This is a genomic window from Geobacter sp. PheSNFMC (genome assembly GCF_059620965.1).
The window spans coordinates 8400-31625 of the sequence record NZ_JCAMRN010000055.1 but is presented as its reverse complement, the minus strand read 5'-3'; the positions used below and the strand labels follow the sequence as shown (position 1 = coordinate 31625).

Sequence of the window (23226 nt, the reverse complement as noted above, 5' to 3'; positions counted from 1 at the left end):
GAGCGATCTATGAACTTTGAACTGAACCAGGACCACAAGGTATTGCAGGACAGCGTGCGCGACTTCGTCAACAAAGAGATCAAGCCGCTGGCGGTAAAAATCGACGAAGACCACGCCATCCCCGATGAACTGGTCGCGAAGATGAGTGAAATGGGCTTTCTCGGCAGCTACTTCCCCGAGGAATATGGTGGGGCCGGGCTGGACATGCTCTCCTATGCCATCGTAGTAGAGGAAGTCTCCAAGGCCTGCGGATCCAGCGGCGTGCTGATCTCTGCTCATACCTCCCTGTGCTCCAATCCGATCTATGTCTTCGGCACCGAAGAGCAGCGGAATGAGTGGCTGCCGGATTTGAACAGCGGCAAGAAGATCGGCTGCTTCATGCTCACCGAGCCCAATGCCGGATCAGACGCCGGCGGCACCACCACCATGTACAAGCGTGAAGGGGACGAGTTCGTCATCAACGGCAGCAAAACCTTCATAACCAACGGCGGCTACCTTGGCACCGCCATTGTGATCGCCTCCTTCGACCGCAGCCTTAAACACAAGGGAATTAGCGCCTTTATCGTCGATCTTTCCTCGCCCGGTGTGACAATCTTGAAGAATGAGAACAAGATGGGGATTCGCGGTAGCTACACCACTGCCTTCGCCTTCGACAATCTGCGTATCCCGGTGGGAAACCTGCTCGGCCAGGAAGGGAAGGGATTCAACATCGCCATGGACACCCTGAACGGCGGGCGTATCGGCATCGCATCCCAAGCGCTCGGCATCGCCGAAGGGGCCTTCGAGCGGGCCCTGGCCTACTCCAAGGAGCGTAAGCAGTTCGATCAGCCGATCTGCGAGTTCCAGGGGATCCAGTTCAAGCTGGCCGACATGTGGACCCGGATCGAAACCAGCAAGCTGCTGACCTATCGGGCAGCCTGGCTCAAGGACAACAAGAAGAACTACACCATGGATTCGGCCATGTGCAAGTTGCACGCCTCGGAAACGGCAACCTATGTCACCAAGGAGGCGATGCAGATACACGGTGGCTACGGCTACATTGCCGACTACGAGGTGGAACGGATGTACCGCGACGCCAAGATCACCGAAATCTATGAAGGGACGAATGAGATTCAGCGGGTGGTGATCTCGAAACTGCTGTTGTCATAGGAACGTCCTTATTCCCGCCATGCCGGCGTCGCTCGCTTGTGACATCCAATCGACGCCACCGCGCTCCTCCTTGGCGCCTTGGCCTGACGAACCTATGAACGGTCCACTAAAGGAGTAATGTGTATGGAAGTCACTCGCGAAATCTACTGGAACATCGGCCACGGCGTGGTGCTCCCCATGTACTCCCTGAGCATGGCAGCGTTCGCCTGTATGGCCTGGGGGGTCTGGAAGAGGCTTCCCATCTACCGCCAGGGGAAAGCACTCGACCGGTTCGATCGCTATGATGAGCGGGTTAAGCGGATGATCGGCGAGATATTCGGCCAGGAGAAGGTAGCGCGCGTCCGGGCTGGAGGCCTGCCGCACTCGCTCTTCTTATGGGGGGGGCTGACCCTCTTTGCCGGCACCCTGCTCGTGATGTTGCAGGCGGATTTTTTCACCCCCCTGATGGGGGTCAACCTCCTTTCCGGCAAGTTCTACAAGGCCTTCTCCCTAGTGCTCGACCTGGCCGGGTTGACGGCGCTCATGACGCTCGGCGGGCTCTTCTGCCGCCGGTTCGTAAAGAAACCCGAAGGGCTTGAAACCGTCGACCAGGATTACATCATCCACCAACTGCTCTTTGCCATCCTGATCACCGGCTTCCTGATCGAGGGAGCGAGGATGGCCGTCACCGAACTGTCCCAGAACCCGGACCTTGCCCGCTTCTCGCCGGTCGGTTATCTGGTTGCCCACCTCTTCACCAGCTTTACCGAAGATTCGATCAGAACCATGCACAAAATATTCTGGTGGATCCATTTTGCGCTGGTGCTCGGCTTTTTCTGTGCCATCCCCTACAGCAAGCTGCGGCATATCGTCACCACCAGCCTGAATGCCTTCTTTGCCCCGCTTGAACCGAAGGGGGCGCTTGCGACGATCAACATGGAGGATGAGAACACCGAGCAGTTCGGTGCAGCCGCCATCGGCGACCTCACCTGGAAGGATATCTTCGACGCCGACGCCTGCACCACCTGTGCCCGCTGCGAGGACCGCTGCCCTGCGCACACCACCGGCAAGCCGTTGTCGCCGATGAAGGTGATCAAGCAGATCGGCGAATTGGCCAAGACCACTCCTGATGCCAGCCTGATCGAAACCGTCGGCATAGATGCAATTTGGTCCTGCACCACCTGCCGGGCCTGCCAGGACATCTGCCCAGCCAACAACGAGCATGTCAACAAGATTCTGGAGATGCGGCGCAACGTGACCCTTATGGAGGGGGCCTTCCCGGGAGAGGAGGTGCGCACCGCAGTCAGCAACATCGAGGTGAACGCCAATCCGTTTGGCCTCGCCTTCGCTGCCCGCGGCGACTGGGCGGCCGAACTGCCGGTGACCCTGATGGAGAGCGGGGAAGCAGTCGACATCCTCTACTTCGTAGGCTGCTACGCCTCCTTTGACAGGCGCAACCGGGAGGTTGCCGCCAGCTTTATCAAAATCTGCGCTACGGCAGGGGTCAGAGTCGGCATTCTCGGCAAGGAGGAAAAGTGCTGTGGCGAGCCGGTCCGCAAGCTCGGCAACGAGTACCTCTACCAGATGCAGGCCACCGAAACTATCGAACTGATCAAGGGGTACGGAGTAAAGCGGATAGTCACCACCTGCCCTCACTGTTTCAATACCCTCGGCAGGGATTACAGGGACCTGGGGCTTGATCTGCCGGTGGAGCATTACACCACCTTCCTTGCCGGACTCCTGAAGGGGGGACGGCTTGCGCTGACGCCGGAGCCGTTCGTCGCCACCTACCACGACTCCTGCTACCTTGGCCGTTATATGGATATCATAGATCAGCCCCGCAGCATCATCTCCGCGGCCGGCGGCAGAATTCAGGAAATGGCCCAGTCCGGGTACGACAGCTTCTGCTGCAGCGCCGGCGGTGGCAGGATCCTTGCCGAAGAGAAGATCGGCAGCAAGATCAGCGAAAAGCGAGTCGGCATGGCCCGGGATACCGGGGCACCCCTGTTGATAAGTAACTGCCCGTTCTGTCTAGCCATGTTTGAGGACGGGATCAAGACCGGCGGGCACGAAGGTGAGCTTTTTGTGAAAGATTTGGCGGAAATCGTTGCCGCAAGACTTTAGGGAGGAAGCCATGAAACTGCTTGTCTGCGTCAAACAGGTTCCGGACATGGAATCGCGCTTCAAACCGAACGGCCAGGGGACGTGGTTCGAGGAGGCCGACCTGGCCTGGCGAATGAACGAATACGACGAATACGCCGTCGAACAGGCAGTCCAACTGCGGGAGCAACTGGGGGATGCCGCTGAGCTGACCGTGCTCTCCATCGGCCCGGACCGGGTGGTAGAGGCGATCAAAAAGGCCCTGGCCATGGGGTGCGACAAGGCGGTCCATGTGGTGGACGATGCAGTTGCCGGCAAGGACCCCTGGCAGATCGCCGCCATCATTACCGCCCATGCGAAGGGGGTTGGGTACGACCTGATCTTCACCGGCATGCAGTCCCAGGACCGGGGTTCAGCACAGGTAGGGGGCACCGTGGCGGAAGAACTGGGGTATGCCTGCGCCACCACCCTGGTCGGATTTGCCTATGATAACGGCACCATTACCGCCAAGCGGGAGCTCGAGGGGGGGATCAAGGGGGTAGCCAGACTCGCCACCCCCGCCTTGGTTACCTGCCAGCTCGGGCTCAATACCCCGCGCTATCCGACGCTTCCCAACATCATGAAGGCAAAGAAAAAAGAGATATTGAGCATTCCGGTTGCCGATCTGCTGACGGTCGATCCGCTTGCGGTCACCGCCAGTTTCCATCCCCCGGCCAAGAAGGGTTGCGGCGTCATCCTTGAAGGTGATGTGGGGCCGATGGTGGACCAACTGCTCGGCATACTCAAAGAAAAAACCGCGGTTCTGCGGTAGGAGGCGATTATGAAAGCGCTATTGATCGGTGAATACCGCGAAGGGAGACTGCTTGATACCACCTATGAACTGTGTGGTTTCGCCCAGGCGCTTGGGGCTGAAACCGCAATGCTCCTGGTGGGAAACGCCACTCGACTGCCAGCCTATGGCGGCACCCTCTACCTGGCAGATGCCGCTGCTTGCGGCGAATACCACCCAGACCTGCACAAGCAGTTGATCCTCGACGCAATCCAGAAAGAAAACCCGGACTACGTCGTCTTTATGCACTCCTCCTATGGCTGGGATTTGGCCCCGCGGGTGGCTGCCCGGCTGAAGGCGGCCCAGATATCGGAAATCATCGCCATCGTAAACGGCCAGTTCGAAGTCGGCTGCTGCAACGCCAAAATGCGCCGCACCATAAAGCCGTCCACTCCACGGGCCGTCCTTACCATCCAGGCCGGCGCCTTCCCGGCGGTGCAGCCGGGGGGGGCCCCCCAGGTGCAGCAGGTAAGCGCCACGGCAGACAGCCGTGTCAGTTTTGTCGGCTACGAGCCGGCCGAGGCCAAGGATGTCGACCTGGCACGGGCCGAGGTGATCGTCACTGCCGGCAGGGGAATCGGCAAGAAGGATAACGTGCCGGTAATCCAGGCCCTGGCCAAGGCACTCGGCGGCGAGCTGGGGGCAAGCCGCCCGGTGGTGGATGCCGGCTGGGTGGACCACAGTCACCAGGTCGGGACCACCGGGCAGACGGTCAGCCCCAAGCTGTACATCGCCTGCGGGGTAAGCGGGGCGATCCAGCATCTCGCCGGCATGAAGAAGTCCGACTTCATCGTGGCCATCAACAAGGACAAGGACGCCCCGATCGGCGAAATCGCCGATGTGCTGGTGGTGGCCGATGTCATGCAGTTCATCCCCGCGCTGACCGCCAAGGTTGCCGGCTGATGCTGGAGTACGGGCTGGTCCAGGTCTATACCGGCAACGGCAAAGGCAAGACCACTGCCTCTCTCGGGCTGGCCCTGCGCGCAGTCGGGCGCGGCATGCGAGTCTGCATGATTCAGTTCATCAAAGGGGGAGGGCCGTATGGCGAACATATGGCTGCGGCGAAGTTCTCCCCCCTTCTCACCATCCATCAGACCGGCCGGGATACTTGGTTATTTCGGGACAACCTTGACCCCGAGGATGTGCGGATCGCCCGCGAATCGCTGGATCTCGGACGGCAGGTGCTGACCGGCGGCGCATACGACCTGGTGATCCTCGACGAGATCAACGGTGCCGCCTGGTTCGGACTGATATCCGCGGATGACATCCTGGCACTGATCTCCCGGAAGCCGCCGCAGGTGGAGCTGGTCCTGACCGGGCGAAACGCTGACAGCCGCGTGATTGATGCCGCTGACCTGGTGACCGAGATGGTGGAGGTCAAACATTACTACCAGCAGGGGGTCCAGGCCCGGATCGGGATTGAGAAGTAGAGAAGGGGATGCAATACAACCACTCATGGGAATACGGGTTGGCAATCCAGCCCTGAACTTCACCGCTCCGGCGGCGGTCCAGCGCCTATCGCGACTGGGGCAACGGTGACCACGGTCGAGCCGTGTGCCCGGCACATGGCGGCTGACCGGGAGCAGTGGGGACAGGGGCAGGTGTGGCGGTCAAGGCATTCTGAGCGGTGCGACGCACACAACTCACGCATCGAAGGAGGATTTTATGTTTCTGGAGCTCAGCGAAGAGCAGAAACTGATCCAGGAAGCGGCCCGCGATTTTGCGAAAAACGAGCTGGAGCCGGTGGCGGCCGAGTTAGATCGGAGCGGCGACCGGACGCCGCTCATGGCCAACCTGAAGAAGCTGGCGAATCTGGGATTCATGGGGCTGAACGTCAAGGATCAGTACGGCGGCGCCGAGGCCGGTGTGGTCGCCTTCAGCGTGGCCATGACCGAGCTCGCCCGAGCCTGTGCCTCCACAGCGGTGACCGTGTCGGTGAACAACATGGTCTGCGAGGTGATCCAGTCCGTCGGCAGCGAAGAGCAGAAGCAGGCGTATATCCCGAAGATCTGCTCAGGCGAGTACGCTGCCGGCGGTTTCGGTCTCACCGAGTCGGTGGCCGGCTCCGACCCTTGCGGCATGGTCACCCAGGCGATCAAGGATGGCGACGACTACGTGCTGAACGGTTCCAAGATCTTCATCACCAGCGCCCCCTATGCCGGGGTGTTCGTGGTCTGGGCCGTCACAGACAGGAGTGCCCCCAAGGGGAAGGGGATCAGTTGCTTCCTGGTCGAGCAGGGTACGCCGGGGTTGATCATCGGCAAGGAGGAGAAGAAGATGGGGCAGCATGCGTCTGCCACCAACGAGTTGATCTTTGACAACTGCCGGGTGCCGGCCTCAGCCATGATGGGCACGTTGAACGACGGCTACCGGATCGCCGTTGGCGAGCTGACCGGCGGGCGGATCAGCATCGGCTCGCTGGCGCTCGGCATAGGGCTGGCAGCCATGGACTACGCCACCAAGTATACCACCGAGCGGAGTCAGTTCGGCCAGAAGATCAGCAGCTTCCAGGCGCTCCAGTGGATGATGGCCGACGGCTATACCGAGCTGGAAGCGGCCAGGCTCCTGCTGATGAGCGCCGCATGGCGCAAGGAGAACGGCAAGAGCTACGCCAAGGAGGCCTCTATGGCTAAGCTCTATGCCACTGAGAGTGCCAACCGCTGCTGTTACAAGGCAATGCAGATGCTCGGCGGATACGGCTACACCAATGACTACCCGATCGAGCGGTTTACCCGCGACGCACGGATCACCTCGATCTACGAGGGAACAAGCGAAATACAGAGATTGATCATATCACGAGAGATTCTACGGACATTTGCATAGTGTCCTTTCGTTTGAATCGATAACGCAGGTTGCGCAGAAGCTGCCATCTTGCCGCACCCGGAGAAGGCCCCGCAGAGGCGTAGCAGCGCTACGCCGCACAAGGAGGCTTGCGAGGATGGCGGAACAATGGCTGGTCTTCAGCAACCTGCCAAGGGAGGAGCGCATGAGCGACGGCAAGCGCATTACGTTGCAACAGGCCGCCGAGATCATCAAGGACGGTTCCCGCATCACCTTTTCCGGCTTCACCATCTGGCGGCGGCCAATGGCGATCGTCTACGAGCTGATCCGCCAGCAGCGTAAAAACCTGCACCTGGTCGAGGTGAACGGCGGTTCCCACACCGAGTTCCTTGTCGGCGCAGGCTGTGTCGACATCTGGGAGTCGTGCTGGGTCGGGCATGAACTGTACGGCAAGTACGGCGCCAACCTCTCCCGAAAGGTAGGGAGCAAGGAGATCATTGTCGAGGACTACAGCCATGCGGAAATGATGTTCCGCTTCGCCGCTGCAGCCCAAGGGGCCCCCTACGCCGTGACCCAGGCATCGCTGGGCACCGACATCCACAACCCGGAATACGACATGCTCGGCAAGGCAGGGCGTCGCGACGGCGTCCGGATACCGAAACACAAATACCTCTTTGCCGACGATCCGTTCTTCAACGGTGGCGATCAGGTGCTGCTTCCGGCCGCCAAGGTGGATGTCGCGGTGATGTGCGTCCAGCAGGTCGGGGAAGAAGGGACGGTGAGGGTCAATGGTCAGTACTATTCCGATCCAGAAGTTGCCCGGGCCGCGGACATCACCATCGTTATGGCCGAGGAGATCGTGCCGGAGGAGTACCTGCGCCGCAACGCGGACCAGAACACTGTCGTCAGCTTTGAGGTGAACCATATCGTCGAGTGCCCCTTCGGCGCCCACCCCACCGGGATGTTCGGCAGGTACGATGTGGACGGCCCCTTTCTCAAGGAGTTCTATGCCCAGACCCGTACCCAGGAGGGGTTTGATGCCTTTGCCAAAGAGTGGATCTTCGGCCAGGACCATCTCGGCTATCTGAACAAGCTCGGCTGGCCCCGCATGCTGGGGCTCAAGGCGAACACGGCGCTGAATTACAGCCCCCGCAAGAAGAAGGGAGGGAACTAGGATGAGTGAGTACGCACTGCCCGAAGAATACGGCCTGGCCGATCTCCTTTGCTGTGCCGCCTCGCGCGAGGTGCAGGATAATGAAGTCGTGTTTGCCGGCACCGGCCTGCCGATGGTGGCGATCATGCTGGCCCAGAAGACCCATGCCCCCTTACTCAAGCTGATCTTCGAGGCCGGCACCCTGGATGGCCGTCCGCCTGAGATCCCCACATCCGTCGGTGACGCCCGTTGTGAAATGGGAGCCTCCCGCGCCTCAGGACTCTTCGATGCCTTCAGCATCGCCCAGCGCGGCTATGTGGACCTCGGTTTCCTTGGCGGCGCTGAGGTGGATGTCTACGGCAACGTCAACACCACGTGCATCGGCGACTATCTGAACCCGGAACTGCGGCTCACCGGCAGCGGCGGCAACCCGGATATCAACTCCTTTGCCCGGCGAACGGCCTTCATCATGGTGCATGAAAAGCGTCGCTTCGTAGAGAACGTCAGCTACATTACCAGTCCGGGCTGGCGGGTGAAGAAATGGCCGGGCGGCGATTTCGTCCACCGGCGTGAACTGTACGGTGCAGCGTACCGCGGTGGCCCGTCGGTGGTGATTTCCACCATGGGGGTTTTCAGGTTTGATGGTGATACGGGAAGGATGTTCCTTGACACCTGCCATCCGGGCAAGACACCGCAGGAGATCAAGGACCAGTGCCAGTTCGACCTGGATATTTCCCGGGTGAACGGGGAGACGCTTCCGCCTACTCGCGAGGAGTTACGCCTTATTCACGAAGTGCTTGACCCTGATGAGATATTCATCCCCAAAGTGAAAAAGGGGTAATGGATGACACAACTCAAGGAACATCCGGGAAATCTGGTGGAAATCCTGAAAATTCGGGACAGATTGGGCAGATTCGAATTGTCATCTTTACGGGCATAACACAACCAATGGCGAATATTGGCGCCATTAATGCAGTCACGTACATACCTCTCATTTGCATCCTCCGCTTGTTTATCTGGGAAATATCTAACTGCGTATCCAACCCGACGGAACATTTCTACCAACCATTAGTTCGCAATCCGCACCCTTTCGCCCATGCGTATCCGTCCTGCGGGCGGATACGCCTACTTCAGCCTCTTAAACTCGATTTCCTTCAAATACCCGTTCCGTACAGCGTATCTGACTGAAGGTCCGCCTTTACGGTTTCAAACTCCTCGACCGCTGTGCCGTGTGCCCTGCCGTTATCGCTAGCGTCCCGGCAATGTGTACGCAATACGCACAGTCCCGCCCCAGCGAGTCCCGGCGGGCGGAGTATGAAAACGGGTCTTTGATGCGCCTGGTTTCATTCACCCCATTCGTTAGAGTGCAGTTCGTGCGGGTGCGCGCGACCCGCTCATGCCACATAAGCGGGTCCATCAGTACCGTCGTGCCGCCCCGTGTGACCAACCGGCATAAAATCCGATAGTGTTGGCCCATTAAAATTTATATAGTTATTGTCGCCGCGACTATTTCAAGCCGGCCGGATATTGTCAAGGCAGGGAAATCCCGATAAGTCACTGGGGTCTCCGTTAAATCGGGACGGGAAATGGAGGGGGTGCCGTCCGGCCGCCTCTGATCAGGCTGGAGACGGTTCTTGCGCGCAATTGTGGCTAGCCCGAAAACCTGCTACAACAGAGCGCGTGTTCTGTCATGGTATGAAGGAGAAAGCTTATCCCCCCCCGGTTCTACGTTGCAACGGTCGAGCCAGTCACCTCTGGTGACGGCTGCATCGTCCGGATTGCCAACGCCTCGACAATCCATTCCCATACGCTCGACACATGGCGTCACCCTGTTCCGGCGCCGCACGAAGCAGTGGCCGCTGCCGGACGCCCGGCCCCGGCGGGAAAGGGCGCATTCCGCCCCGTGGTGCAGTGCCGTGCACATGGTTGGAAAACACGGCGGAAAAAGCCCCGCGGAGCGCGCGGCGGCAGTCCGGCCCCTTGTGCGGCTGCCCCCCCGGCGAGGGGACTGCTTCGAAGAGCCTCCGGCATCGGGTGTAGTGAGGACGCTGTGACGCTGAGAGTTATTCTTGTTGATGACCACAGGCTCTTTCGGGAGTGCGTGCGATCGCTCCTGGAGCGCGAGCCAGGCATCGACGTGGCCGGAGAGGCCGCAGACGGCCGCGACGCGCTGGAGTTGGTCCGCTGCGTGCGCCCCCATGTGGTGCTGATGGAGGTGATGATGCCCGGGGTGAGCGGTATCGACGCCACCAGGATCATCAGGCGCGAGCATCCGGGCGTTGCGGTGCTGGGTTTTTCCGCGCGCCAGGAAACGGCATGCGTGGTCGGGATGCTCAAGGCAGGCGCTTCGGGTTATTTTCTCAAGAGACTGGCGACCTCCGCCGAGCTTGGCCGCGCCATCAGGGCCGCTGCCGATGGTGAAATCTATTTCGGGCCGAACATTCCGCAGATTATCGTCACGCAGTACTTCTGGCGCCTTCCCGAAGAAGTCGCTGCCGGGTCGCCGGGGCTCAACCCCAAAGAGCGGCAGATGCTGGCGATGATCGCGTCGGGCAAGAGCAGCAAGGAAATCTCGTTTGATCTCGGCCTGAGCCTGAGGGCAGTTGAAGTCCAGCGGACCAGGATCATGAAAAAGCTCAGCCTGTTCAGCGTTGCCGAACTGACCAAATACGCCCTCCGCGAGGGCCTTGCCACCTTGTAACACCCCGTTCCCCCGTTTTTTCCCCACGCTGGACCGCTCTCCGCATTTTTTGCCGGGAATTGCGCATCAATTCGTGCGTAAACCCTGATGCAGCCGCTTGCAGGCAGGCCGATACAACTTAAAGATTTTCTTAATTGCGTGATCCGTCATGGCCGGACACGCCGTTCAATGCCCGCCACGTCACAACCAGAGGAGGTACGTGCAATGCAGTGGTACTACAACCTGAAGATTGCAGCGAAGCTTCTGTCCGGATTCATCCTGGTCGCCATTGTCGCAGGGGTCGTCGGTGCAATCGGGATTGCCAAGATCAAGGCAATCGACGAGGCCGATACGGCCATGTACGAACTGAACACCAAGCCCATGGGGCCGATCCTGGCCACAGCGGTGGCATTCCAGCGCATCAGGATCAATTATCGCGACATTGCCCTGGAGGACAATGCAGCAGTAAAGGCGAAATACGCTGGCTCGATCAAGGATATGAAAAAGACGATTGATGAAAGTTTGCCCGAGATCGAAAAATCCCTTCAGTCCGAAGAGACCAAGAAGTCTTTTGCGGAGGTCAAGGCCAGTCTGGCAAGGTTTGAGCCTAATCTCGAGAAGATTGTTGCCCTGGCCATGGCCGGCAAGAACAGCGAGGCCGTGGCCTATATGCGGAACGAGTCCGTGGCGGCCTCGGCCGTCGCCGTGGATCAAGCGATCCAGGGGCTGGTGGATATCAAAATCAACCTGGCGAAAAAGAAGTCCGAAGAGAATTCGGCCGCAGCTGCATCGGCAGTGAACATGACCGCCATCATCCTCGCCTGCGGCATGGCCGTGGCCATAGGGCTGGGGATTTTCCTCTCCCGCATCATCAGCCGTCCGCTCCGCGATGCGGTGGATGTCGCGACAAAACTCGCCGGCGGCGACCTGTCGGTGAGCATCGAGGCCGCCAGCACGGACGAGACGGGCCAGCTCCTGATGGCAATGCAGAACATGGTGGATACGCTCAAATCCTTCCGGGAGCAGTTGGAGGTTCTGATCAGTGCCGCTGCCGACGGCGAGCTCGACAGGCGGGCCGACGCCTCCCAGTTCTCGGGCGGGTGGCAGGCGCTGGTGCAAGGGGTGAACGATACCGTCACCAACATCGTCGATCCCCTCATGGTTACCGCCGATTACGTGGACCGGATCAGCAAGGGGGACATGCCGCCGGCCATTACCAAGCAGTCCAAGGGGCAGTACAACCTCATCACGCAAAACCTCAACACGCTCATCGAGGCGACCAACAGCATCGTTCGGGCCGCTCAGCAGGTTGCGGGCGGTGACCTCACCGTGTCGCTCACGGTGCGCTCCGACCGGGATGATCTGATGAAGGCCCTGTCCGCCATGGTCAAGAAGCTCTCCGAAGTGGTCGCCGACGTGATGAGTGCCGCCGACAACGTGGCCGCCGGCAGCCAGCAGATTTCCGCCAGCTCCGAAGAGATGAGCCAGGGGGCCAGCGAGCAGGCGGCAGCGGCTGAAGAGGCATCGAGCAGCATGGAGCAGATGAGCTCCAATATTCGGCAGAACGCCGACAACGCCACCCAGACCGAGAAGATCGCCCTCAAGAGCGCCGTTGACGCCAAGGAGGGCGGTTCCGCGGTAACCGAGACCGTCGAGGCCATGAAGGAAATCGCCTCCAAGATCTCGATCATCGAAGAGATCGCCCGACAGACGAACCTGCTGGCGCTGAACGCTGCCATCGAAGCGGCCCGTGCCGGCGAGCACGGCAAGGGCTTTGCGGTGGTGGCGGCCGAGGTCAGAAAGCTTGCCGAGCGGAGTCAGAGGGCTGCCGGCGAGATCAGCGACCTGTCGGCCTCCAGTGTTGAGGTGGCGGAGAAGGCCGGGGAAATGCTGGCGCGGATCGTGCCGGACATCCAGCGTACCGCGGAACTGGTGCAGGAGATCAGTGCCGCGTGCAAGGAGCAGGACACGGGCGCGGAACAGATCAACAAAGCGATCCAGCAGCTTGACCAGGTGATCCAGCAGAACGCCGGCGCCAGCGAAGAGATGGCCTCGACCTCAGAGGAGCTGGCCAGCCAGGCCGAGCAGTTGCAGGCTACCATCTCATTCTTCAGGATCGATGAGCGGATGATGGGTGCCCGCCCCGCTGAGACGGCCCGTCGCCCCATCGGCAGGAAAAAGCCGGCCGTGTCCCTCTCGGGCCATGTCCTTGCCGGCAGTTATCATGCCGAGTCCCCTAAAAAGGCGGTTGGTGCGGGCGGCGTTGACCTGCACCTGGCCAGCGACCACCTGGACGGAGAGTTCGATACCTATTAGGAGGCTGCCATGACCGTTGCCGGGATAACCGACACGCGCCCGTACCTGACCTTTGCGCTGTCCGAGGAGATCTTTGCCGTGGAAGTGTACAAGGTGCGGGAGATTCTGGAGTGGACCACCATAACCAGGGTTCCCCAGACGCCGGACTTCATGAGAGGGGTGATCAACCTGCGCGGCAGCGTGGTGCCGGTGATCGATCTCAGGCTCAAATTCGGTATGGCCGAAACGGCCAGATCCGTCAATACCTGCATCATCGTGGTGGAGGTGCTGACGGGGGACGATACGCTGGTGATGGGGATGCTGGCCGACTCGGTTCAGGAGGTCTTCGAACTTGCGCCGGAGAGCATGGCGCCGGCCCCCAGGATCGGGACCAACCTCGACACCTCATTTATGAAGGGAATGGGGAAACACGGGGATTCGTTCATCATCATCCTGGACATCGACCGCCTGTTCGGGGCCGACGAGCTGGCCGGCATCGCAAGCATGGAGACGGACGCATTCTGACTGCCGCACCGGATGACTGCTGTCAGCCCCTATGGCGCCCAGGACAAGGAGCGCAACGTCGCCAGCAGCCACAACGCCTCACAATCTCTTCCAAGGACGTACCAAACGAGACTAGGGATCTTCCGGCGGAGAGGTCAGGTCGGTCGCCGTCTGCATGCCGGCCGCCACTTCGGGGATGATCCCAAGCCGGGCGTAGATGGGCCGGATCAGGGGACGCAGGTTGCGCAGTTCCCGGCCGAAGAGCGCCCCGCCGAGCAGGCAGGCGACTCCCCCGATCAGCAGGGTGTTCTGGGCGCCGATCCGGTTGGCCACCACCCCGGCCATCAGGCTGCCGATGGGGGTGGCTCCCATGAACGACATGGTGAAGAAGCTCATCACCCGGCCCCGTTTGTCGTCGTCGACGATGGTCTGGAGAATGGTGTTGCTGGAGGCGATCTGGGCCATGGCGCCGAAGCCGGCCAGGGCGAGGAACAGGGGCGAGAGGACCAGCGAGCTGGACAGGGCGAAACCGGCGATGCCGAAGCCGAAGACGCAGGCGGCCACCGCGATCACCCGGCCGAGGCCGATGACGCTCGTGCGTGAGGCGAGGTAGAGGGTGCTGCAGAAGGCGCCGATCCCGACCGAGGCCATCAGGAAGCCGAAGGTGTGGGCGCCGCCGTGCAGGACCTCCCTGGCGAAGATCGGCATCAGCACCACGTAGGGCATCCCCATCAGGCTGACCAGGCCGAGGAGCATCAGGATGTAGCGGATCGGCTTGAAGTCGAAGGCGTAGCCGAACCCTTCGCGCAGCTCGTGGAGGATATGCTTGCGGCCGGGCCGCCGCGGCACCGGCTTGAGCCGCATCGCCGCGATGGCAATGATCACTGCCAGGTAACTGGTGGCATTGATAAGGAAGCAGATCCCCTCCCCAAGGGTGGCGACCAGCACCCCGGCGATGGACGGGCCGATCAGCCGGGCGCCGTTGACCATGGACGAGTTGAGGGCGATGGCGTTCCCCAGGTCTTCCTTTTTCTCCACCAGTTCCACCACGAACGACTGGCGGATCGGGATGTCAAAGGCGTTGACCACCCCAAGCAGGGCGCTCAGCGCGACGATCAGCCAGACCGGGGTGGTCCCGGTCAGGACGAAGACCGCCAGCACCGCCGCCTGGGCCATGGCCAGGGTCTGGGTGGCGAGCAGGAGCGGCCGGCGTCTCCAGCGGTCGGCCAGCACCCCAGCCACCGGCGCCAGGAAGAAGGTCGGGATCTGGCTGACGAAACCGACCACCCCGAGCAACAGCGCCGACCCGGTCAGCCGGTAGACGAGCCAGCTCATGGCCACCTGCTGCATCCAGGTGCCCACCAGCGACACGCTCTGCCCGGCGAAAAACAACCGGTAGTTTCTCGAGCTCAGCGCCCGCAGCATCAGCCGCAGCCGCGTCCCCGCCTTTTCCAGCCGGCCACCCGATTCCATCGAATTCTCCTGCCCTTCGCGTCCGGGCCGGTTCATCCCGATTTTCCCGTTCATATCTTCTATGCTAGCAGCCGCATTGCCGCCTGTCACCATCCTGTTCCCGTCATGGTGCAACACCCGTGCTTCCCTGAACGGCCGGAAAGGCGTGGCGGGCTTGAGCCATGGCCGGTGCGCGCCGGCCGGCGCACTGCCGGACACGGGGCGAATTCATGGCAACGAAGAAGATCCTGATGCTGGTGGGTGATTACGTGGAAGATTACGAGGTAATGGTTCCGTTCCAGGCCCTGCTGATGATCGACCACCGGGTCCATGCCGTCTGCCCGATATTCGGCAGACGGCGTTTTCTGTCTGGCGGCGCAACGGCCTCCTGCTTCCCGCCTCTTACCTCACGGCGTCGAGGGTCACCGCGAGCGTGTGGGTCAGGTCCACCGTGCTGTTGGTGATGGCATCGTAGCCCACCGCCCTGACCAGGGTCACCGGCGTGTTGAGCGCCCGCAGCCCGCTCAGGGTGATGCTCGTCCCTGTGTCCACGGTGCAGGCCAGCCGCAGGAATTCGCCCGAACGATAGCTGGAGCTGGTGGTGGCCATGGAGAGGTAGGCCTTCCGCGTGGAGGCCGAGTAGTTGCCGTAGGCCAGGTTGGTCCCGCTCAGGGCGCTGCCCGGCGTCAGCGTGGAGTTGACGATCTGACCCGTGCCGCCGGTGGTCGTGGTGACGCCCATGCCGGCCGGCAGGGCCAGGGTAAGCTCAATGCCGCTGACAGGGACCGAAAGCTGGGCCGTGCTCATGGCAGTGAAGGCCAGGGTTGCCGTTCCGGCCGGAAAAACGTACTCGCCGCCGGCCGTGCCGCTGTCGTTCTTGTCGTCGCCGCAGCCGGCCAGGGAGATTGCGGTCAGGATTATGCCAATCAGGTACCGTGTTCTTCTCATGCTATCCTCCTTCGGTAGTGTGCCGTATCGCGTGTCAGTGAATCATGCCCATAGCCATCCGCAGAATGACGATGACATCCATGATGTCGATCCTGCCGTCACCCACGGAGACGCCGTTGACCATCGGCGCCACGTCCAGCCGGGCGATCTGGCTGTTGTCCGGCCTGATGATGCCCACCGTCATCCGCAGTGCCTGCAGGGCATCGACGATGGTGACCCCGGCGCCGGTGGTCCCGGTTGCCGACGGCTGGGTGTAGATGATGTTGCGCTGCACGGTCAAGGTGTTGCTGTTCTGGTCGACCCCGGTGACCGCCACCTGGTAGACCTTGTCCTCGCTGAAGGTGAGCTGCTGCCGGAAGGCGCCATTGACCACCGCCGGGGAGTAGCTGTGTCCATCCATGGTCACGGTGACGGCGACCGGGCTGGTGTTGTCGGCCACCTGGCCGGTCAGCGTATAGGTGCCGAGAGCCGTGCGGATGTCTGCGGCCGGGTCGGTGATGGCCAGGGAGAAGAGCGAGGCGCTGGTGACGGTCCGCTTGGCCTCGACGGTCTGGCCGGCGGCATTGGCGGCGGTGATCAGGATGGTGTTCATACCCTCCCGCAGGTTGGCGACGAAGGAGTAGTCCGCGCCGGAGATCGCGGCGACCTGGGGCGCCGAACCGTTGACCGACCAACTGACGACCGTGGTCGGGTCGAGGGGGGTGACGGAGCCGCCCACGGTGATGTGTTGCTGCCAGGTGACGGCGTTGTCGTCGGGGGAAGCGACCGTCAGTCTGGGCGCCGAGGCGTCGAGGTTGATGGTCCTGGTGACTGCGCTGCTGATGCCGGCATTATTGGTGGCCACGATCCTGACCGGGTTGGCCATGGCAACCAGTTGCACCGGATAGCTGAAGCTGCCGTCGGGATTGACGCTGACCTCTTCGTCGTTGACCGTGACCGAGCGGATGCCGGCCGGATCGGTGGCAATGCCGCAGATGTTCTGGGTGGTATCGGTGGTCACGGCGTTGTCGGACAGGATGGAAAGCGCCATCATCGGCGGGGTGGTGCCGTAGACCACGGTGATGCCCTGGGTTGCCTGGGGCGCCGCGTTATAGTTGGCGTCGCCCGGCTGGCTGGCGGTGATGGAGCAGGTGCCGAGGGCCTTGCCGGTGACGGTGGAGCCGGTCACCGAGCAGACCGTCGGGGTGGCGGAGGTGAAGGCCACGGGCAGGCCCGAGGTCGCTGTGGCGCTGAGCGTGGCGGTGCCACCAACCGTGAGCGACGGCACGGCGCCGAAGGCGATGGACTGGCTCGCCTTGCCGATGGCGAAGGTTTGGGTGACCTGGGGTGCCGGGTTATAGCTGGCGTTGCCCGCCTGATTGGCGGCGATGGTGCAGGAACCCGCGGTCAGGCCGGCAACGGTGGAGCCGGTTACCGAGCAGACCGCCGGGGTGGTGGACGTGAAGCTGACCGCGAGCCCCGAGGCGGCAGTGGCGCTGACCGTGCCGGTGCCGTTGACCACGACCGTGGGCGCGGCGCCGAAGGCGATGGACTGACCGGCCTTGCCGACGGTGATGGTCCGCTGGGCGTCGGGGGCGGCGTTGTAGTTGGTGTTCCCCGCTTGGGAGGCGGTGACGGCGATGCTGCCGACGCCGGTGATGGTCAGGGTGGTGCCGGAGAGGCTGCCCGGGCCGCTGGTGACGGCGAACGTGACCGGATTGCCCGAGGCCCCGCCGGTGGCGGAGAGGGTAATGGGAGCATCACCGAAGGTGACTGTGGCGGGGGGATTGAAGGTGATGGCCTGGTCGCCCTTGATGTTGGTCAGGGGGTAGCCGGCGGTAAGACTGCTGACCGTGGCGGTTACCGAGTAGGAACCGACAGTGCCGTTAGCCGTGGCAGTGAAGGAAGCGATGCCCGCGGGGTTGGTCGTGGCCGAGCCGCCGGCCGCAATGCCGGCGCCGGAACCCGATCCGGCAAAAGCGACGCTGATCCCGTCAAGGACCGCGCCGAGGGAGTCGGTAACCTTGAGCCGCAATGGCGCGGCAAAGGGGGTGTTGACCGCGGCTGACTGGCCGGCTCCGTCTACTGCGGCAACGGCGGCCGGCACACCCCGCTCAAAGGCGCCCATGTCGCAGGTGGCATCCTGGGGCCTGGTCATGCCGCGCTGGTCGGCAGCCGGGCCGGCGCTGCAATTGCCGGCACCGATGGCCGGACTGCCGGACAGGAGCGCCATGGTCCGGGTGGTGCCGCCATTGTCGGCCAGCGGGGCGAGCAGCGGGTCAGCGGCGATAATGTTGCTGCCGCCCGGATATCCGCCCTGCACCACACTGTCCGAGACGGTGGGGGTGCTGGCATTGTCGGAGATTTCGCCGTTGCTGTTGCCCCAGAAGATACTGTTGCGAATAACCGGGCTGTTGTTGGTGTTGTACATCCCGCCGCCCGAGGTGCCGGCGGAATTGCCGCTGAAGGTGCAGTTCGCCACTGACGGGTTCCCGAAATTGTTGTAGATCCCGCCGCCCGAAATGTTCGCGGAATTGCCGCTGAAGGTACAGTTGGTCAGCGTCGGGGTGCTGAGGACGCCGTTTATCATCCCGCCGCCATAGGCGGAGGAGTGATTGTTGCTGAAGGTGCAGTCGGTCAGCACCGGGTTGGCGGTGTTGTTGTACATCCCGCCGCCGTAGGAAATGGCGGTGTTGCCGCTGAATGAACAGTTGGTGACGGTCGGGCTGGAGCCGAAATTGAACATCCCGCCGCCCAGGCCGGCATAGTTTCCGGTGAAGATGCAGTTGGCGACAATCGGGCTGTTGATGTAGTCGTTGTACATCCCGCCGCCGTAGCCGTTCTGCAAATTGCCGTTGGCGTTGCCGCCGCTGATGGTAAAGCCGTCCAGGGTAGCGCTGTCCGCGCCGGTGACCACATGGTAGGAGTTGTCGCCGGCGGCGCCCTGGGCGCCCAGGTCACCGCTCAGGATCGTTACGTTGGCCCTGAAATTACGTTCTGCACGAGCGGTTTCCGTTCCGGCAAAGCCGCCATACAGCGCCACCCCCGATATGAGCTGGAAGGTAGCGCTGCGGTCCGTGCCGGCGGTTGGCCTGTAGGTGCCGGCCGCCGCCCAGATATCCTGCCCGTTCACCGCGTTGGCCAGGGCGTAGCGCAGTTCGCAGGCGTTTGCCCAGCTTTCGCAGAAGCCGCTCTCCCGGCCGCCCGGCACCGCGTACAGCACCGGGTAGACCCCCACCGTTGTCGGCGCGCCATGAACGGCCGACACATTGCCCGCCGCGTCCTTGACCCAGGGATAGAGGGTGTAGGTGCCGGTAGCGGCAACGGCGTAGGTTGTCGGCGCGAGAACTGACCAGCCCGGATCTCCGGCCGGGGGAGGGGTGTCGGAGCTGGTGATCAGGTAGCCGGCGACCCCTGAGCCGCTGCCGTCGGCAGCGGTAAACGACGCGATGGGCACGGTGAGACCGGCAGCACGCGTGGCAACGGTGAAGGCGGTGACAGCCGGTTGCTCGGTATCCACCAACACCCCGGCCGTGGCGCCGACGCCATTGAGGGACAGGTTGGCGCCGTTACCGGCGACATCGATGACCGTGCTGCCGTTCAGGGTCAGGCCGCCGACGGCGATGCCGTCGCTGTCGAGATCGCCGCTTTGCACCGTGTAGCGATAGGTGATGGCGGTGGCCGTCTTCGCCAGGTAGGCGGCGGTCCGGGGGGTAGCGCCGATGGTCAGCCCGAGGGTGGAATCGGTGCCGGTGACCGTGACGTTCTCGCTGAAGCTGACCGTGAAGTCCAGGTGTTGGCCGGCAGGGTAGATGCCGTTGCCGGGGACAGTGACCGAACTGACCACGGGAGAGGTGGTGTCGACCAGGACGCCGGCAGTCGAGCCAACGCTGTTGAGGGTAAGGGTGGCATTGACGCCGCTGTCGTTCCGGATCGAGCCGCCATTGAGGGTGAGGGCACCGATGGTGATGCCGTCGGTGTCGTTTTTCCCTGCCGTGACGACGTAACGGAACAGACTGGTGGTAACGGTGGGGCTGCTGACGTAATCGGCGTAGACGGTGGTGCCCCCGATCGTCAGGGCAATGCGCGGCGTGCCGGTGACGGTGGCGGGGCTGTCCCAGGTGACGGTGAAGTCGAGGGTGCTGCCGGTTCCGTAGCTGCCGTTCGCCGGCACGGCGACGCTGATCACCGTTGGTCCCGGGGTGGGGGTAACGCTGTTGGAAGCGGTAGAGGCTGGACTCGTCCCGACGCCGTTGGTGGCGGTAACGGTGAAGGTGTAGGCGACGCCGTTGGTGAGGCCGGTGATGAGGCAGGGCGAGGTGGCACAGGTGCCGGTGATGCCGCCCGGGTTGCTGGTCGCCGTGTAGCCGGTGATGGCGGCGCCGCCGGTGCTGGCCGGGGCGAAGAAGGTCACGCTGGCCTGGCCGTCGTCGGGGGAGGCGGTGACGCCGGTCGGCGCGCCCGGCACTACTGCGTTCACGGCGAATGACCGGCTGACCGTCGCCGCTGCCAGATAGGAGCCGTCGCCCGCTTGATCGGCACTGATGGTACAGGTGCCGGTAGCGAGGAAGCTTAGCGCGCCGCCGCTGGTGACGGTGCAGACCCCGGTGGTCGCTGAGCTGAAGCTGACCGTCAGCCCGGAGGTGGCGGTGGCGGTCAGGGTCGGGGTGGTGCCGAAGTTCTGGGCGCCGGGATTGGCGAAGGTGATAGTCTGGGCGACCTTTGGGGTAACGCTGTTGGAGGCGGCCGAAGCGCTGCCGGTGCCGGCGCTGTTGGTGGCGGTGACGGTGAAGGTGTAGGCGGTGCCGTTGGTCAGACCGGTGACGGTGCAGGGTGAGGCGGCACAGGTGCCGGTGATGCCGCCCGGATTGCTGGTCGCCGTGTAGCCGTTGATGGCGGCGCCGCCGGTGCTGGCCGGGGCGGTGAAGGTGATCGAGACCTGGCCGTTGCCGGCCGTGGCAGTGACGCTGGTCGGTGCACCCGGGACCACGGCATTCACGGCGAATGACCGGCTGACCGTCGACGCGGCCAGGAACGCGCCGTTTCCGGCCTGATCGGCATTGATGGTACAGGTGCCGGCAGTGAGGAAGCTGAGCGCGCCGCCGCTGGTGATGGTGCAGACCCCGGTGGTCGACGAACTGAAGGTGACCGTCAGCCCGGAGGTGGCGGTGGCGGTCAGGGTCGGGGTGGCGCCGAAGTTCTGTCCGCCGGGATTAGAAAAGGTGATGGTCTGGGCGGCCTTGGGGGTGACGCTGTTGGATGCTGCCGAAGCGCTGCCGGTGCCGGCGCTGTTGGTGGCGGTGACGGTGAAGGTGTAGGCAGTGCCGTTGGTCAGGCCGGTGACGATACAGGGGGATGCGGCGCAGGTGCCGGTTCTGCCGCCGGGGCTGGCCGTGGCCGTGTAGCCGGTGATGGCGCCGCCGGTGCTGGCCGGGGCGGTGAAGGCGACCGAGACCTGGGTGTCGCCGGCCGTGGCGGTGCCGATGGTCGGTGCGCCCGGGACCACGGCATTGACCGTCACCGTGATCGTCCGGGTAGCCGTGTCAGTGCCGTCGCTGACCCTGACGGCAAAACTGTCGCTGCCGGCGTAATTGGTAGCGGGCGTGTAGGTGATGGTGCCGCCGGGGGTGATGTCCGTGGAGCCGGACGACGCCGTTGCACCTGCGAAGCTGAGGGAGCCGTGGCTCGGCGCCGTGTTTTGCGACCAGGTCAGGGTCTGGCCGGTGTCGCTGTCGCTGGCGTGCAGCAGTCCCTTGATATCCGCGGCGCCGGAGTTGGCGTTAACGGTCAGCGTCGTGGTCGCGCCCACAAAGGTCGGGGCGGCGTTGAAGGACACCGTTGAATTGTTGGTCACGGCAAGGTTTGAGAAGGAAGCCACTTGGTTCCAGGCATCGTCGACGAGGCCCATGTTGCTGTCGTCGAAGCCCACCTTCACGGTCTGGCCGATGCTGACCGGCGTTGCCAGGGTCAGGGTCACGGACGCGCCGCTGAAGCTCAGGCCGCTGACAGTGACCGGCGCGGAATTGACGGTGACGGTGAAGTCGGACGTGGAAGCCCACCCGTCACTGGCCTCGATGCTCTCGTCAAAGGTGATGGTGACCGTGGTGCCCGCGGCATTGGTGGCGGCGCTCTGGGGGGTCGGCGGCGTGGTGTCGGGCACGGTGCAGGTGATGAGCACGTCGAAGGAACCGCCGTCGGTCATGTAGGCCGACGATGTGGAGAAGTCCACGTTGCTGGTGCATGATGCGGCGCTCATGTAGGAATTGTTGTTGAACCCCATGGTGAAGTAGCCGGGGGTCGTCCCCAGGTTCACCGCCAGGTTGGTGACGTTGCCGGTGATGTCCTGCCAGGCCACGGCGGCATCATAGTTATTCCCCGCATTGGGGATGGACGCCCGCATGAAGGTGATATGGCCCGGGGTCGCGTTCTGCGAGGCGAACTCCGGGTAGGTGGTCATGGTGATCCGGGCCGTGATGGCTGCCTGGGCGGTGCCGCCAAGGATGACCATGAGCGAAAGGATCACTCCCAGTGCCGCCCCGAGGGTGCCCATGGGGCGGCAGCGGCCCGCGAGGCGGCCGAATGCCTGCATGAAGTACATGTTGAATAGCGAAAGACTGAACGGGTTGTGCACGATGTTTCCTCCTTGGACAACGATGCCCTCACGCCACGTAACATCTGTAGGTGTTTTGAGCAGATAACAACGGAACATGCGTTTTTCCGGGCCGAACGCACGGTTGGCTGCCGGCCGGACATCGAGGGTGTCTCATGTGAACGGTGCCGGCGGGGATCTCCTGACGCCGCCGAGATGTGCCGGCCTGCTCACGACGTTTTTGCATACTTCTTGCCAAAATTTATTAATGACATTGTTTTTAATGTGCGCTGATTTGCGCCCGTGTGAGGCGCCCGGCAGCACGCGGAGACCCGGGATTGACCGGAAATGCCCGATCCGCGTGTGGGTGCCCCCCCTGTTCAACCGGAATGGAGCGGCGAAACTCACCACTCCGACCCGGTTTGGGGGGCGCGAACCGGAATAGTGATTCGCGGCTACACGGACCGATCTGCTTTATGTGCGGATTTGCATGTACGAAAAATTCGTTCCATTGAAGTGGCCGTATGGAACATGCTGGAATGGAAAAGTGGAAAATCTGTGTCAGAACAATCGGGCAACTATGCGAACAACATACTAGATAAATTGAAGCCCCCCGATATGTACAGGGAAATTCCTGGCACCCATGGGTGTTGCTTGATGCATAGAGGAAAGTTCCTGGGATGTTGGACACTCGGCAGCATGCATATGTTTCCACAACAGGAGGGTGCAGAAATTGACAGGGCAAAGCCTTAAGGCGGAGTACAAAATTTTGACGCTGATCCTGGCTT

General features: G+C 62.5%; 14 protein-coding genes. 11 read left to right on the top strand and 3 right to left on the bottom strand.

Translation table 11 applies throughout. The features are described 5' to 3' along the window. Positions 1-9 precede the first annotated feature (9 nt). From AC6CDK_RS12835 to AC6CDK_RS12785, 11 genes are all read left to right on the top strand, one after another. Complete coding sequence (locus AC6CDK_RS12835; RefSeq protein WP_192905524.1) at positions 10-1149, top strand: acyl-CoA dehydrogenase; 1140 nt, start codon at positions 10-12, stop codon at positions 1147-1149. 123 nt (positions 1150-1272) lie between these two features. Further along, positions 1273-3252 carry a heterodisulfide reductase-related iron-sulfur binding cluster gene (locus AC6CDK_RS12830; RefSeq protein WP_192905523.1) on the top strand — a complete coding sequence of 660 codons (1980 nt, stop codon included), beginning with the start codon at positions 1273-1275 and terminating at the stop codon, positions 3250-3252. Between the two features lie 10 nt (positions 3253-3262). Next, entirely contained in the window at positions 3263-4039 is a 777-nt protein-coding gene (locus tag AC6CDK_RS12825; protein WP_192905522.1) for an electron transfer flavoprotein subunit beta/FixA family protein, read from the top strand. A gap of 9 nt (positions 4040-4048) precedes the next feature. After that, complete coding sequence (locus tag AC6CDK_RS12820; protein ID WP_039646359.1) at positions 4049-4960, top strand: electron transfer flavoprotein subunit alpha/FixB family protein; 912 nt, start codon at positions 4049-4051, stop codon at positions 4958-4960. Then, positions 4957-5487, top strand: coding sequence for a cob(I)yrinic acid a,c-diamide adenosyltransferase (locus AC6CDK_RS12815; RefSeq protein WP_039646357.1), 531 nt, complete (start codon positions 4957-4959; stop codon positions 5485-5487). The genes AC6CDK_RS12820 and AC6CDK_RS12815 overlap by 4 nt, the downstream gene beginning before the upstream one ends. A 235-nt stretch (positions 5488-5722) precedes the next feature. Next, entirely contained in the window at positions 5723-6880 is a 1158-nt protein-coding gene (locus AC6CDK_RS12810; RefSeq protein ID WP_192905521.1) for an acyl-CoA dehydrogenase family protein, read from the top strand. 115 nt (positions 6881-6995) lie between these two features. Then, positions 6996-8012 carry a CoA transferase subunit A gene (locus AC6CDK_RS12805; RefSeq protein WP_226048365.1) on the top strand — a complete coding sequence of 339 codons (1017 nt, stop codon included), beginning with the start codon at positions 6996-6998 and terminating at the stop codon, positions 8010-8012. Between the two features lies 1 nt (position 8013). Beyond that, positions 8014-8832 (top strand): CoA-transferase subunit beta, encoded by an 819-nt coding sequence (locus AC6CDK_RS12800; protein WP_039646354.1) that lies wholly within the window; start codon positions 8014-8016, stop codon positions 8830-8832. A 1209-nt stretch (positions 8833-10041) separates the two neighbouring features. After that, on the top strand, positions 10042-10692 hold the full coding sequence (locus tag AC6CDK_RS12795; RefSeq protein WP_039646352.1) for a response regulator: 651 nt from the start codon (positions 10042-10044) through the stop codon (positions 10690-10692). A 204-nt stretch (positions 10693-10896) separates the two neighbouring features. Next, on the top strand, positions 10897-12987 hold the full coding sequence (locus AC6CDK_RS12790; protein ID WP_066357870.1) for a HAMP domain-containing methyl-accepting chemotaxis protein: 2091 nt from the start codon (positions 10897-10899) through the stop codon (positions 12985-12987). Between the two features lie 9 nt (positions 12988-12996). Continuing rightward, positions 12997-13491, top strand: coding sequence for a chemotaxis protein CheW (locus tag AC6CDK_RS12785; protein ID WP_039646348.1), 495 nt, complete (start codon positions 12997-12999; stop codon positions 13489-13491). A 111-nt stretch (positions 13492-13602) separates the two neighbouring features. On the opposite strand, the gene AC6CDK_RS12780 is transcribed toward AC6CDK_RS12785, so the two are convergent. From AC6CDK_RS12780 to AC6CDK_RS12770, 3 genes are all read right to left on the bottom strand, one after another. After that, positions 13603-14943: an MFS transporter gene (locus tag AC6CDK_RS12780; RefSeq protein WP_039646345.1), complete on the bottom strand. Its 1341-nt coding sequence runs from the start codon at positions 14941-14943 to the stop codon at positions 13603-13605. Between the two features lie 381 nt (positions 14944-15324). Beyond that, positions 15325-15870, bottom strand: coding sequence for a hypothetical protein (locus tag AC6CDK_RS12775; RefSeq protein ID WP_039646343.1), 546 nt, complete (start codon positions 15868-15870; stop codon positions 15325-15327). 34 nt (positions 15871-15904) lie between these two features. After that, positions 15905-22480 (bottom strand): fibronectin type III domain-containing protein, encoded by a 6576-nt coding sequence (locus AC6CDK_RS12770; protein WP_318842689.1) that lies wholly within the window; start codon positions 22478-22480, stop codon positions 15905-15907. Positions 22481-23226: the final 746 nt, after the last annotated feature.

Coding starts and splice junctions, on each gene's coding strand:
- AC6CDK_RS12835 (WP_192905524.1), top strand. CDS start 10: ATGAACTTTGAACTGAACCAGGACCACAAGGTATTGCAGGACAGCGTG.
- AC6CDK_RS12830 (WP_192905523.1), top strand. CDS start 1,273: ATGGAAGTCACTCGCGAAATCTACTGGAACATCGGCCACGGCGTGGTG.
- AC6CDK_RS12825 (WP_192905522.1), top strand. CDS start 3,263: ATGAAACTGCTTGTCTGCGTCAAACAGGTTCCGGACATGGAATCGCGC.
- AC6CDK_RS12820 (WP_039646359.1), top strand. CDS start 4,049: ATGAAAGCGCTATTGATCGGTGAATACCGCGAAGGGAGACTGCTTGAT.
- AC6CDK_RS12810 (WP_192905521.1), top strand. CDS start 5,723: ATGTTTCTGGAGCTCAGCGAAGAGCAGAAACTGATCCAGGAAGCGGCC.
- AC6CDK_RS12805 (WP_226048365.1), top strand. CDS start 6,996: ATGGCGGAACAATGGCTGGTCTTCAGCAACCTGCCAAGGGAGGAGCGC.
- AC6CDK_RS12800 (WP_039646354.1), top strand. CDS start 8,014: ATGAGTGAGTACGCACTGCCCGAAGAATACGGCCTGGCCGATCTCCTT.
- AC6CDK_RS12790 (WP_066357870.1), top strand. CDS start 10,897: ATGCAGTGGTACTACAACCTGAAGATTGCAGCGAAGCTTCTGTCCGGA.
- AC6CDK_RS12785 (WP_039646348.1), top strand. CDS start 12,997: ATGACCGTTGCCGGGATAACCGACACGCGCCCGTACCTGACCTTTGCG.
- AC6CDK_RS12780 (WP_039646345.1), bottom strand. CDS start 14,943: ATGGAATCGGGTGGCCGGCTGGAAAAGGCGGGGACGCGGCTGCGGCTG.
- AC6CDK_RS12775 (WP_039646343.1), bottom strand. CDS start 15,870: ATGAGAAGAACACGGTACCTGATTGGCATAATCCTGACCGCAATCTCC.